The 11,996-nt window shown below is 40.1% G+C and carries 10 protein-coding genes and 1 riboswitch; of the genes, 5 read left to right on the top strand and 5 right to left on the bottom strand.

Going from position 1 to position 11,996, the window contains the following annotated elements; all coding sequences use genetic code 11:
* Window positions 1-18 precede the first annotated feature (18 nt).
* Both ACXAEY_RS18325 and ACXAEY_RS18320 read left to right on the top strand, forming a co-directional pair.
* Window positions 19-519 carry a DinB family protein gene (locus ACXAEY_RS18325; protein ID WP_474814065.1) on the top strand — a complete coding sequence of 167 codons (501 nt, stop codon included), beginning with the start codon at window positions 19-21 and terminating at the stop codon, window positions 517-519.
* Between the two features lie 42 nt (window positions 520-561).
* Window positions 562-684, top strand: a complete 123-nt coding sequence (locus ACXAEY_RS18320; protein ID WP_270182575.1) for a YuzL family protein — start codon at window positions 562-564, stop codon at window positions 682-684.
* Between the two features lie 51 nt (window positions 685-735).
* Here the strand turns inward: ACXAEY_RS18320 and ACXAEY_RS18315 are convergent, their stop codons facing one another.
* A complete protein-coding gene (locus ACXAEY_RS18315; RefSeq protein WP_474814062.1) occupies window positions 736-2,145 on the bottom strand; it encodes an aminotransferase class I/II-fold pyridoxal phosphate-dependent enzyme in 1,410 nt (469 codons plus the stop codon).
* Window positions 2,146-2,519: 374 nt separating this feature from the next.
* Between ACXAEY_RS18315 and ACXAEY_RS18310 the strand changes: the two genes are divergently transcribed.
* A complete protein-coding gene (locus ACXAEY_RS18310) occupies window positions 2,520-4,217 on the top strand; it encodes a peptide ABC transporter substrate-binding protein (RefSeq protein ID WP_270182577.1) in 1,698 nt (565 codons plus the stop codon).
* A 39-nt stretch (window positions 4,218-4,256) separates the two neighbouring features.
* Here ACXAEY_RS18310 and ACXAEY_RS18305 read toward each other — a convergent pair whose 3' ends face one another.
* From ACXAEY_RS18305 to ACXAEY_RS18295, 3 genes are all read right to left on the bottom strand, one after another.
* Window positions 4,257-5,717 carry an amidase family protein gene (locus ACXAEY_RS18305; RefSeq protein WP_474814061.1) on the bottom strand — a complete coding sequence of 487 codons (1,461 nt, stop codon included), beginning with the start codon at window positions 5,715-5,717 and terminating at the stop codon, window positions 4,257-4,259.
* A 119-nt stretch (window positions 5,718-5,836) separates the two neighbouring features.
* On the bottom strand, window positions 5,837-6,418 hold the full coding sequence (locus tag ACXAEY_RS18300; RefSeq protein ID WP_270182579.1) for an ECF transporter S component: 582 nt from the start codon (window positions 6,416-6,418) through the stop codon (window positions 5,837-5,839).
* Window positions 6,419-6,565: 147 nt separating this feature from the next.
* Window positions 6,566-6,701, bottom strand: a riboswitch (FMN riboswitch).
* A gap of 171 nt (window positions 6,702-6,872) precedes the next feature.
* Complete coding sequence (locus ACXAEY_RS18295) at window positions 6,873-7,247, bottom strand: c-type cytochrome (RefSeq protein WP_474814059.1); 375 nt, start codon at window positions 7,245-7,247, stop codon at window positions 6,873-6,875.
* Window positions 7,248-7,421: 174 nt separating this feature from the next.
* On the opposite strand from ACXAEY_RS18295, the gene spoIIP reads away from it, so the two are divergent.
* A complete protein-coding gene (gene spoIIP / locus ACXAEY_RS18290) occupies window positions 7,422-8,591 on the top strand; it encodes a stage II sporulation protein P (protein ID WP_474814057.1) in 1,170 nt (389 codons plus the stop codon).
* A gap of 36 nt (window positions 8,592-8,627) precedes the next feature.
* Here spoIIP and ACXAEY_RS18285 read toward each other — a convergent pair whose 3' ends face one another.
* Window positions 8,628-9,200 (bottom strand): YitT family protein, encoded by a 573-nt coding sequence (locus tag ACXAEY_RS18285; protein WP_474814055.1) that lies wholly within the window; start codon window positions 9,198-9,200, stop codon window positions 8,628-8,630.
* Window positions 9,201-9,327: 127 nt separating this feature from the next.
* Between ACXAEY_RS18285 and ACXAEY_RS18280 the strand changes: the two genes are divergently transcribed.
* Window positions 9,328-11,757, top strand: coding sequence for a putative bifunctional diguanylate cyclase/phosphodiesterase (locus ACXAEY_RS18280; RefSeq protein WP_474814054.1), 2,430 nt, complete (start codon window positions 9,328-9,330; stop codon window positions 11,755-11,757).
* The last annotated feature ends 239 nt before the right edge of the window (window positions 11,758-11,996 follow it).

The following is an 11,996-nucleotide window of genomic DNA, read 5'->3' as shown; positions in this document are numbered from 1 at the left end:
GCTGAGAGGAGCAAAATGATGGATGTTGAACGTTCTGTTTTAGCTCAATATGCTTCTTTACCAGACTGGTTAATTCAAACGGTCAAGACGTTAAGTGATGATACATTTTTCACGCCGATTAAGCCGAATAAGTGGTCGGTTGCAGAAATTGTAGCCCACCTTCGTGTATGGGACACGTACCTGTTAGAAGAGCGACTCCCATATATTCAGAAAGAAGAGAGGTTAAAAAAATCATCAGTTAGTGCTGAATCGGTCAATTTAAAAGCCTCAAAGTATGCGAAGTCAGGTAAGTCAATGGACGATTTGATTGAGGAATGTATTCTAGAACGTCGTAACGTTGTAGCAAAGTTAAATGAATTTACGCTCGAAGAATGGGAACATACCTTTTATATCGATAATTATCCATTATGTTTAACGAGCTATATAAAAGGACTTGTTGAACATGATCATCATCATAAACTCCAAATCGAGGTTTTTATGAACGAACAGGGCATAGAATTCCATAGTCTTCTTTCATAAGAGACCACTCCTCCGGACATGCTATGAGTGGAGGTGAGTCGTATGGCAAAGCGAAAAGCAAATCCATCTACAACAGGCCTTCCTTCTTCTCAGCCTGAAGGACAGGGAACTGGTATCGAGTTAGGCGAGCCGCAAGATTCCAAGAGGAAGAAGAAAAAGAAATAGCAAAAAGTGTGTTGCGTAAAAGCAACACACTTTTTTATTGTGAAAGAATGCTTAAGCTTGTACCAACTCTCGCCTAAGAATTTTGTTCATACTAGCAACCAATCTTCTGGCACCTTCAAGTAATGGTTCTCGGTCTACATAGAAGAGGGGTACTTTGATTCGTACGGTATCGTTGGCTCCAGCATGCGGAAGAATCAGCAAACGCTCTTCTAGAAATACTTTAACAATTTCTTTGTCAGGCACCTGGGTTTTTATATCGATCCACAAGGAAGTAGGATCACCTTTTTCCACAATCGTAATATTTTCTGAGAACGGCTCGATTATCGATAGGAGGTGGTGTCTTCGATCATTCAATTCTTTTAAAACATCATCGAGATGGGACATCATCACTTCTGAACTCAAAATATTATCGACAAGTTCCAATAGAACAGGAGGGGGGATAAGACCGAGCTGCATTTGAACCTCTTGAAGACGTAGCTTCACATTAGATGGTCCTATGATCCATCCGATGCTAATCCCAGGAGCAATCCCAGTGAAATGGCCAATCTGTATGACAAATTTACGATCACTAGCTAGTTCATAATAAGTAGGGATAGAACTGATTTTAGAATGGATGAGTAGTGGTGCTTCAATAATTTCCACCATCGGAATAGTCGCTCTTTCACATAACTGCAATAGATCCGTTCGCTTTTTGCTCGTCGATGCTTTGTTACTCTGATTGTATAGTGGGCTCGTTATGACGAGTTTAAGTTTTTCTTTTCGTAACAGCTGCTCTGTCAAAGGGTTGTCATTTGAGAACCATATCACTTTTATACCTGAAGTCAATAACATATTAATGTGTGAAAATTTAGCGGGGGCTTCGACAGCAATAGTGTCGCCTGGTGTGAGTAGACATTTGAGTGCGATGAGTATGGACTGCTCGATGCTCGAAGTAAGAACCATGTTTTCCGGGTTAGCTTCATTTTTGATGAATTGACATAAAGAGCTTGTAATACTTGAAGTCACGGATCGTCCATTGCTCTCTCTCATTGTAAAAGGAATTAATTCCTTTGTTTCTTTTGCTAAACAAAGATCAGAGGCGGCAGTGCCTGACATCAAATTAATAAATGAGGGTTCATTCATATATTGGTACACTTGTCTAAAAACAACGCTGTCTTCGTTTAAGTGATGATTACGTAATTTGTTCCAAGTGATCGAGTGATTGGGGAGAAGATCTTCAGCTTCTTCGCTTACGCGCGTACCGCTACCTTGCTTAGAAGTGATTAAACCATTCGCTCTTAATTCTGCGTAAGCAGTCGTGATCGTGCTCCGGTTTACCTCCAGTTGTATCGCAAGTTCGCGTTCAGTAGGAAGAAGAGTACCTGGTATCAAGTAGCCATTCAGGATGGCATTCTGATAGTATTCTACAATTTGTTTGTAAAGTGGCTTCTTACTATCAAAATCTAGGATGAGTCTCGCCATTTTTTATCACCTCATACACTATTATAGAGAAATTTAAAGAAAATTGTATAAATTTTTAAAAAACTTTTTAGCTCAAAAGTCCTTGATATATAAGGAGAATAAGCCATTTGCATGAATTTATAACATAAATTTACAAATTGGTTGGTGTCAATTTGACTAAATTGGATGGTTACAGAAAGTTTTTTGAAATTTACAATAAGTTTAAACATTCAGGTAACTAGTCGGATTTCATTCTTTGAAGTGGGTTTAGGCGTACATAGCAATGAGTGAGGTGACCTCCCTGTTATTGCACTCATTATCGTTCCTTTTTCCATATTGAAAAGAAAGAAATCAAGCCAATTACCTGGATGGCAAAACAAATAGGGGGTAAAACAATGAAAAAGAAGTTTTCTCTACTGCTTTCAGTCATCATGTTGTTAAGCCTTTTCCTTGCAGCTTGTTCTGGTAATTCCAGTACTTCTGGAAATACAAACAGTGAAGGAAAAGCATCAGGAGATTCAGAAAGCACTGAAGAAACAAGCAAAGAACAGGTATTGAATCTTACGGATACACAGGATATCCCAACGATGGATACTACACAGGCAACTGACACTGTAGCATTCAACGTAATGAACCAGGTATTTGAAGGTCTATATCGTTTAGATAAGGATAATAAACCTGTCCTTGGTATGGCTGCTGAAGAGCCTAAGGTTGAAGAAAAGGATGGGGAAACGGTTTATACATTTACGATTCGTGACGATGCGAATTGGTCTGATGGTACACCGGTAACAGCTGAAGATTTCGTTTACTCTTGGCAGAAGATCATTCACCCTGATACATTGGGCGGATACGCTTCAATGCTAGGAACAGCTGGTGTCAAAAATGGAAATGAAATCGTAACTGAAGGTGACCCGCTTTACGGTAAAGTTGAAGAACTTGGAGTTAAAGCAGTAGATGAGAAGACTCTTGAAGTTACTGTTACTCAGAAGGTTCCTTACTTCTTCGACCTTCTAACATTTGCTTCATTCTATCCACAGCCTTCTAAATTTGCTGAAGAGCAAGGTGAAAACTATGCTCTAGAAGCAGATACTATGCTTTACAACGGACCATTTACTCTTGCTGAGTGGAACCATGGTGAAGGTTGGAAGCTTGCTAAGAACGATGGCTATTGGGATGCTGACACTGTAAAGCTTGAAGAAGCAAACTATAAAATCGTTAAAGATGAAGCTACACGCGTTAACCTTTACGAAACTGGAAAAATCGATCGTGCTAGTCTAAGTGCAGACTTTGTTGATCAGTTCCAGGGAAGAGAAGATTTCTCTACAATTCTTGATACAGCGATCTTCTTCCTTCGTATGAACCAAAAGAATGAAGCGCTAGCGAACAATGACATTCGTAAGGCACTATTCCTTGCATATGACCGTGATGGTCTAGTAAACGTTTTACTAAACAACGGTTCAATTGCTGCTCGTTACCTTGTTCCAAAAGATTTCTTATTCAAAGATGGTGAAGATTTCAGAGCACCAGCTCCAGAGGGCTACCTTGCTGACAAAACAGCAGATGACGCTGCTGAATACTGGAAGAAAGGTCTAGAAGCGATTGGACAAGATTCAGTTGATCTTGAATTCCTAACAACTGATTCAGAGCTTGCTTCTAAAATTGCTGAATACGCAAAAGAGCAGTTTGAGTCTAAGTTAGATGGACTTACAATTACAATCAACAAACAGCCTTGGAAGCAGTTCCTTGATCTTGAAGATGCAGGTGACTTCGATATCTCAACTGGTGGTTGGGGACCAGACTATCCAGATCCAATGACTTACGTTTACATGTTTGAAACTGACGGAGCATACAACCGTATGGATTACTCTAGCGAACAGTATGACAAGCTCGTTTCAGATGCTAAAGTTGAAACGGATCAGCAGAAGCGTTGGGAAATGATGCAGGAAGCTGAGCGTATCCTTATCGAAGAAGATACGGCAATTGTTCCTACTTACCAGCGCGGTGGCGCAATCTTGATGAAAGAACATGTTAAGAACTACCATATCCACAAATTTGGTGCAGATTCTACACTTAAGTGGGTAACGATCGAATAGTAAACGAAAGAAGAGTCGGGCTGCTGCCCGACTCTTTTTTTAGTTGCTAACAGGTTTGGTAATTGTTTTTGGTGCTTCACGGTGCTTTGTAAGTTGTTCAAATGTGTAAGCGAGTTTAATAAGTTGAGGTTCACTAAAGGATGGTCCTGTGAAGGTAATCCCAAACGGTTTGCCGTTTGAAGTAAACCCGCCTGGAACAGTGATGGATGGATAACCTGCTTTTGCAGGGAGTGTAGATCCATAGCTGCCGCCGAATACTATCGCATCCAAACCTTCGTTATTAAACAATGCATCTAGGCCCATTTCTTTTGCTTGTTTAATGTCTTTAAGTCTACTTTTTAAATAATCCGGTTCTGTTAATGTGCCACTCGTTTCGTTTGCCTCGAGTAAGAGTGACTGACCATATTTCATTGTCTGTTCATTCTTATTATTGTAGTCTACGATTGTATTTAAGTTGAGCTTGGTTTCAGATCTTGTTTCGTTAGCAAGGTATGCATTGATACCTGCTTTAAATTCATATAAAAGCACGTTGTAGTCATTTTCTAGTTTTTCTTGATCGGAAACGATCTCTTTAAATTCGGAGACAGAACAACCTGCTTCTTGTAATGCTTTAATAGCAAAATCAAACTGCTCTTGTTCTTCAGGATGCATTTCGTCATAGTATCCATTCTTTATTACGCCAAGCTTGATGGTTTCAAAGGTAGGTTTGAAAAGATAAGGCGTATAGTCACTTTGAGAGGGTGCACTAAGAGTAGAAGGATCTTTCTCATCTTGTCCTGCTAAAATACCTAATAGAATTGCAGCATCGGTAACGTTTCTCGTAATGGGTCCTGCAGTATCTTGAGATGATGAGATCGGAATGATTCCTTGTCTACTCACCAATCCAACAGTTGGTTTAATCCCAACAGTTGAGTTTGAGCTTGCAGGGTTAAGGATCGATCCATTTGTTTCAGTACCGATAGAAGCAGTTGCGAAATGGCATGCAACTGCAGCCGCTGAGCCAGAGCTCGAACCTCCAACGTCCAAGGATCCTGGTCCATATGGATTTAAAACTTGACCGCCTCTCGAGCTATATCCATTCGGCATCGAGTCACTCATGAAGTTTGCCCACTCGGTCATGTTGGTCTTCCCAATGATAACCGCTCCCGCACGTCTTAGTTTCTTAACAAGAAACGCATCATCTCTCCCGAATGAATTGGAAAGGAGGGAAGAACCTGCACTTGTATGCATGTTGTCACCTGTATTGATGTTATCTTTCAGTAGGATAGGGATTCCGTGTAAGAGGCTTCTTGGTCCCTGTATATGTCGTTCCCGATCAAGTCCTTCTGCAATGAATAAGGCATCAGGGTTCATTTCCAACACTGCATTAATTTCGGAATTGTACGTTGAGATTTGTTCTAAGTATAAACAAACAAGCTCGTAGGATGTTATCGTCCCTTCAAACATCGCTTGTTGTAAATCTAAAATGGTCGACTTTTCAAGCCAATCGATGGTTACCATAGTAGGAGCCTCCTTTTCTACTTTTTTTACGTATTCAACAAACGAAAGGAGTTTTCCTTCAATTGGAAAATAGGTCAAAATAAAAACGCGTATCCGGTGTGGATACGCGCTCGAATTTATTAGGCAAGCCTCGTTTGTTTTGCAAACCAGGGTTTTAACTTAATAAAGAATGCGATGAATATGCTAGCTACAATGAAACCTTTTATAAGGTTAAACGGCGTAATTCCTTTTAGAACCAGTGCTTGACGAGCTGAGTCAGACATCGCCTCAAACCCCATGAACCACGTATAGGCCGGTAGGATCAAGAGATAGTTCAACAATCCCATCATTGCTGACATCAATAGAGTACCTAGAATAAGCCCAATCGTAAGTCCTTTCTGAGTCTGATTAAACTTCCTGAATACAATGGAAGTCGGTACGATAAAGAATACACCTGCGATAAAGTTAGCGAGTTGACCTACAGGGACACCAGTGAAACTTCCTTGTATACCGTAATGAATAAGGTTCTTTATGGCTTCAACTAGTATACCTGCGGCAGGTCCATAAAGGATCGCCACAAAGAGTGCTGGAATATCGCTGAAATCGATCTGTAGGAAAACAGGAAATCCAGGTAGCGGAAAATCTAGTAGCATCAATAGATAGGAGATACTACTGAACATTGCGACAACAATCATGCGCTGTGTCTTTGATACAGTTTTCATATGACATTGCTCCTTTGATTTTTGAACCATCGAAAAGGAGATGTGGCCCTATGCACGAAAAAAACCATGAGTATGGGGCTCATGGTAGTCGGCATGGGGAAATAAGCAAGCTTATCGTCTATTTTTTCAATAGAAAGCTTGCTACTCCACCATCTTCTCCCATCCAGACTGTACTGTCGGCTCTGGATTTTCACCAGATCCTGCCCAAAAAACAGGCTCGCGGGCTTAAGGAAATTGCTCCTTCACCGCCGGTCGGGAATTGCACCCTGCCCCGAAGATAGTTCGTATAATGTTTTACAGCTTTATTATACACGGCGAGAGCTGATAACTCAACAAAAACATCTTGAATTCAAGCTATTCTATAATAGCGCTTTCAAAATGGCTTGATCACAACATCGTATAGAAATGATAAAAAGCTCTCTGTTGAAGAAACAGAAAGCTTTTTATTACAATACTATTTTTTTTCGGCTAGCCATGCGGCAACCATCTCAGCTTCTTCACCTTGAATCAAACCAGCTGGCATTCCGCCACCTTTACCATTCTTGATGATGTCGAGGATTTCGTCCTTAGAATACTTGCCACCTACAGCATTAAGTGCAGGACCTGCTCCTCCACCAAGGTCTCCACCGTGACAGGAAGCACAGTTCTGAGAGTAGATTTTCTCTGCTTCTCCTCCTGCTGAATCTTCCCCAGCAGATTCTTCCGTTTTCTCGCCATGACCGCCTTCAGAGCCGGCATGTTCTTCCGTTGTTGTTAGCCAGTATGTAAAGCCTACAACGATCGCTAGGAACAAAATTGTCGAAGCAATGTACGCCGATGATTTTCCCATTCTGTTCACCTCCCCTATCCTATCTTAATCATACTTTTCGCACATTCAATTATCAAATATATTTTGCATCTATTTTGAAACATATACGTTTCTACTATTACTAGTAAAAAAATCTTCTAATGTAATTGGTGATTTCATAGACATAGAGTAAGAAGACGGTGGGGGAGAGAGCGTATGAAACAAAATGCTAAACTTTTTCAGAATCCTAGTAACAGTATGCTTAGAACACTTTCATTCCTTATGATCATTAGCTTAATCAGCTTATTTATCGTTGCAGGGTTTATCTCTTCGTCCGAAACAAAATATCGATTTTCTTCATCGATGATGCACGATTGGGTAACGAGCTTCTCAAATGAGGCGATCATTTATGCGATGGGAACGGAAAATCATTATTTAACGCAAGTACTGCCCGAAGGAAGTGAACCGCCAGCATTATCCCTTGTTGCGTTTCAGTTTATCACGAGCATCAAACCAGGCGACATCCGAAGTCTCCTTGGTAGTGAGCTTCCGGGTTTTGCTTTGTATGATGCGAAGATTCACGTGGCAGGAGAAGGGACGAGCTTTGCTAACTTACCTGTTGAGTCAGTACCCCCCCTTAATGATCTGCTTATAGAAAGGGATGTCCCATCTGACAAACTTACGATCCAAGATCCGAAGGAACCTGTAACACCTCCTGTTCAAACGACGAACGGTAAGGATGTCGCATTCATTTATCATTCCCATAGTTACGAGTCATATTTACCATTGCTAGGCCTCGAAGGCAATAAGAATGGAGACCTTGCAAACGACGGGAAAACAAACATAACTCTCGTAGGAAAAATGCTAGGAGAAGCGCTTGAAAACAGAGGGATCGGTACAGTAGTCGATGAGTCGAATATAGGTGCATTATTGAATGAAAAAGGCTGGCAGCACGGTAAAGCGTACGATGTGTCGAGAACCATCGTTCAATCTGCTATGAGTAGTAATTCAGATTTTGATATGTTTATCGATATCCATAGAGATGCTCTACGGAAGGATGATACGACGGTCACCATCAATAATGAGAAATATGCTAGAACGGTTTTTGTCATCGGTGAAGAGAACCCAAACTATGAAAAGAACCTAAAGCTTGCAAAAGAGCTTCATAATTCTCTGAAGGAAAAGTACCCTGGCTTAAGCAGAGGCGTAATCGGAAAGAAAGGTCAGCGTGTAGATGGTGTGTATAACCAGGACATTTCTCCTAACGCGATGCTGATTGAAATGGGAGGAGTAGATAACAACCTCGAAGAACTAAGTCGCACAGTTGAAGCCATAGCAGACGTTCTTAGTGAGCACTACTGGAGTGTTTTAAAAGTTAGTAATTAAGTAAAAAAGCGCTGGCTCCTAATGGAGTCAGCGCTTTTATGTAGCTTCTTTTTTTATTGTGAGTAAGCTTGTAGCGATTCCAACAAACAAAATAGCGATAGCAGAATACATCGTAGAGTTCAAACCGATCGTTTTTGAGCCGATAATAATAACGAGACCATCGATAAGGAAAATAATGACTCCTACATTTAGAGATGAAATTTTGGATATAAACTGTGCTAAAAGGTCCGTCCCGCCTGTGCTTGTGTCAAATCTAAGCATGATCCCAATTCCTGAACCTACAAAAAACCCTCCTATCATAGCACTTATTAAAGAAGGGTATTGAAAGGAATGGCGCATGGGAGAAAGGACGTCGATAAAGAAAGAGGAGAGTAATAGTCCGTGTAGGCTATTATAAAAGTAAGGGCGAAAATAAAGGAAGGCATATACATAAAGTGGAATACTTAAACATATAATCGTGAGTCCCGTTTCGAACCCCCATATATATTTAAAGATTAACCCAATTCCAATCATACCCCCATCGATTAGATGGTTAGGGACAAGAAACCCATTGACTCCTACTCCGACCATTATACTTCCAACAAAAACAGCTACTATTTTCTTTAGCATGGTGCGATCACCTGCTTGTTCAGGGTTGTTTTAATATGTATGTTTTCAGAAAGATTTTCATTACGTGTTTGTTAATTACCAGAAAAGAAAATGCTGCCTAGTTGCCAGCAGACTGTCGGGGGTCCTCATGTTCTCAATAATCGAACTATATACGATCGAATACGCATTATACATTGCAGGTTTTATGATTTCATTCTTGATCATTTATGGCGGTGTTTTTCTATTTCTGAACTACAATAAAAAGCCTATACGAAAAACTAGAAAAACCGTTGTGCTTGCGTCCGTCATACTCGGGTTATCACAGTATATGATCAACCTTCTATTCAACTTATCCATTTCAATCCCGGGTTCTGTACAAGTCTATTTGTATCATGCCATTCTATCGATCTTGTTGAGCTCATTGTTTTCTTATCTTGTTATCAAACTGTTCATCAACAAAAAGATGAATCCTAAGTATCATTTGATTGGCTCTATGATGATTACTAGTGCGATCCTAACCACATTGATCCTTGGCAACCTTGTCTTCTTTTCGGAGTCGCTTTCCATTCAGTCGATCCATATCATCTTATTTATTATCATTACATTTGCTTTTTCGCTATGTATCGTACGTTTCTTATTATTGTTGAACCTAAATGGTAATCAGCGGTATTATCGCATTTGGTTATTTGCAGGGAGTTTCGCTGCAAGTATCGTATTTTCTTGTTTACCATACCTGTTGTTTTTTGGGATGGTCGATCAAAGTTTATACCTTAAAGAAGAGAATTCATTTGGACCGTATCTGATAGCGCTCGCTTTTAATTACATCTGTTTAGGAATTCTAGTATATGTTCCAGATCGATACGGAATCGCTAGACAAATAGAACAAACCGATCGGCTAGTACAAAACGAACAGCAGTTTAAAACGCTTTTTCATCACAATCCAGATGCTGTGTTTTCAATCGATAAGAATGGGAAATTTGCGAGTGTAAACTATGTAGCTGCTGAGTACACAGGGTATTCGATTCCAGAGTTAAAAACAAAGTTCTTTCATGAAGTCGTAGTCAGGGATGAGGTTCATCTTGCTAAGGGGATGTTCGGCCGTTCACTGCAAGGTGAAGTCCACCAATTCGATATCAAAATAAAGTCAAAACGAAATAAGATTAAAGAGTTACATATCTCGACCGTACCAATTAATGTTGGAGGGGAAATAGTAGGTGTGTACGGCATCGCAAAGGATATTACAGAGAAAAAGCGTGCTGAAAAAACCATACATTTCCTTGCATATCATGATGAATTAACGGGGTTACCGAATAGGCGTTATTTCAACGAAAAGCTTACGTCTCTCCTAAATCAGAAGGCTCCCTCACCATTCGCTATAATGTTAATCGATTTTGATAGATTTAAGCGGATCAACGACTTGTTCGGTCACGATTTCGGGGATCTGGTTATCCAGTCCATCGGAAAACGGTTGGAAGAAGTATTAGATGAAAGTTTGTTTGTGGCAAGATTAGGTGGAGATGAATTTACCATCATTCTTCCGCGTTATAGTAAGAAGGAAGATGTCGAACGAGTCGCAGCTTCTATCTTACATGCATTTCAATCTCCTCTAATGATAGAGAATCAAGAATGCTTGTTGACGGCAAGCATCGGGATCGCTCTTTATCCGACTCACGGAAAGAAAGGGGCAGAGTTGCTCAAATACGCTGATATGGCGATGTATCATGTTAAGGAACAGGATATGAACAACTATGCGTTTTATCAAGAAGAGATGAGTAATCAAACGCTTCATAAAATCATGTTAGAGAACGATCTTCGAAAGGCTATTGAACAAGATGAGTTGATCGTCTACTATCAACCGAAAGTGAATACAGTGACAGGCAGCGTCATTGGCTTCGAAGCACTCGTTAGGTGGCTTCATCCTAAGATCGGGTTGATTGCTCCGAATGAATTCATCCAGGCAGCGGAAGAAACGGGATTGATTGTTCCTATTGAAAAAATCGTTATAAAAAATGCCTGTGAACAGTTAAAAGTATGGCAAACGCAATACTGCGAGAGGTATACCATGTCAGTGAATATATCTCAGCGTCATTTCTATCAGGAGGACGTCGTCTGTACAATCATGAAAAACCTAGAAGACGCAGGCATTTCACCAGAATCGCTTGAAATTGAAATCACAGAAAGTATGGCGATGTTTAATGAGCACACCACGATTCAAAAGCTACAGAAGCTAAGGAAGATAGGCGTTGGCGTAAGTATGGATGACTTCGGTACAGGGTATAGCTCTTTGCATTACATAACGCGATTACCTATCAACAGGGTGAAAATCGACCAATCATTTATCAAAGGGTTGATTGATAATTCTAGTAGTTTAGGTATCGTCACAACGATCATCTCTTTAGCGAGACATTTAAACTTAGAGATTATTGCCGAGGGCGTAGAAACAAAAGAACAGATTGACGTGCTGAAACGGTTAGAGTGCTTCGATGTTCAAGGGTATTACTACAGTAGACCGCTTCCAGGTAAGGATGTAGAAACCTATTTATTACAAACAAGTGGAATAGAGTTACCTAGTATGTAGAGGAAATATTCCTGATAAATTATGGACGAGCAATAAGCTCGTCTTTTTTGTGTGTTTAAAAGTTAAATTTTTCCAGTGCGGGAGAGCTGTAGATTTATTATATCACCAAGTGTTGATGAATGTTATTGGGAAATGTGAATGGAAACATCGGTAATATTCCTGTGTTTTTCTATATATTTCCCAATACAAACGTAAAAATATCTGTGATATTCTACTAATGTAATAAAAATTCTAAACAT

The sequence above is a fragment of the Anaerobacillus sp. ABA4_114 genome, assembly GCF_056159065.1.
This window is presented reverse-complemented; position numbering and strand designations above follow the sequence as displayed.

Coding starts and splice junctions, on each gene's coding strand:
- ACXAEY_RS18305 (WP_474814061.1), bottom strand. CDS start 5,717: ATGGTAACCATCGATTGGCTTGAAAAGTCGACCATTTTAGATTTACAA.
- ACXAEY_RS18285 (WP_474814055.1), bottom strand. CDS start 9,200: ATGCTAAAGAAAATAGTAGCTGTTTTTGTTGGAAGTATAATGGTCGGA.
- ACXAEY_RS18295 (WP_474814059.1), bottom strand. CDS start 7,247: ATGGGAAAATCATCGGCGTACATTGCTTCGACAATTTTGTTCCTAGCG.
- ACXAEY_RS18325 (WP_474814065.1), top strand. CDS start 19: ATGGATGTTGAACGTTCTGTTTTAGCTCAATATGCTTCTTTACCAGAC.
- ACXAEY_RS18300 (WP_270182579.1), bottom strand. CDS start 6,418: ATGAAAACTGTATCAAAGACACAGCGCATGATTGTTGTCGCAATGTTC.
- spoIIP (WP_474814057.1), top strand. CDS start 7,422: ATGAAACAAAATGCTAAACTTTTTCAGAATCCTAGTAACAGTATGCTT.
- ACXAEY_RS18320 (WP_270182575.1), top strand. CDS start 562: ATGGCAAAGCGAAAAGCAAATCCATCTACAACAGGCCTTCCTTCTTCT.
- ACXAEY_RS18310 (WP_270182577.1), top strand. CDS start 2,520: ATGAAAAAGAAGTTTTCTCTACTGCTTTCAGTCATCATGTTGTTAAGC.
- ACXAEY_RS18315 (WP_474814062.1), bottom strand. CDS start 2,145: ATGGCGAGACTCATCCTAGATTTTGATAGTAAGAAGCCACTTTACAAA.
- ACXAEY_RS18280 (WP_474814054.1), top strand. CDS start 9,328: ATGTTCTCAATAATCGAACTATATACGATCGAATACGCATTATACATT.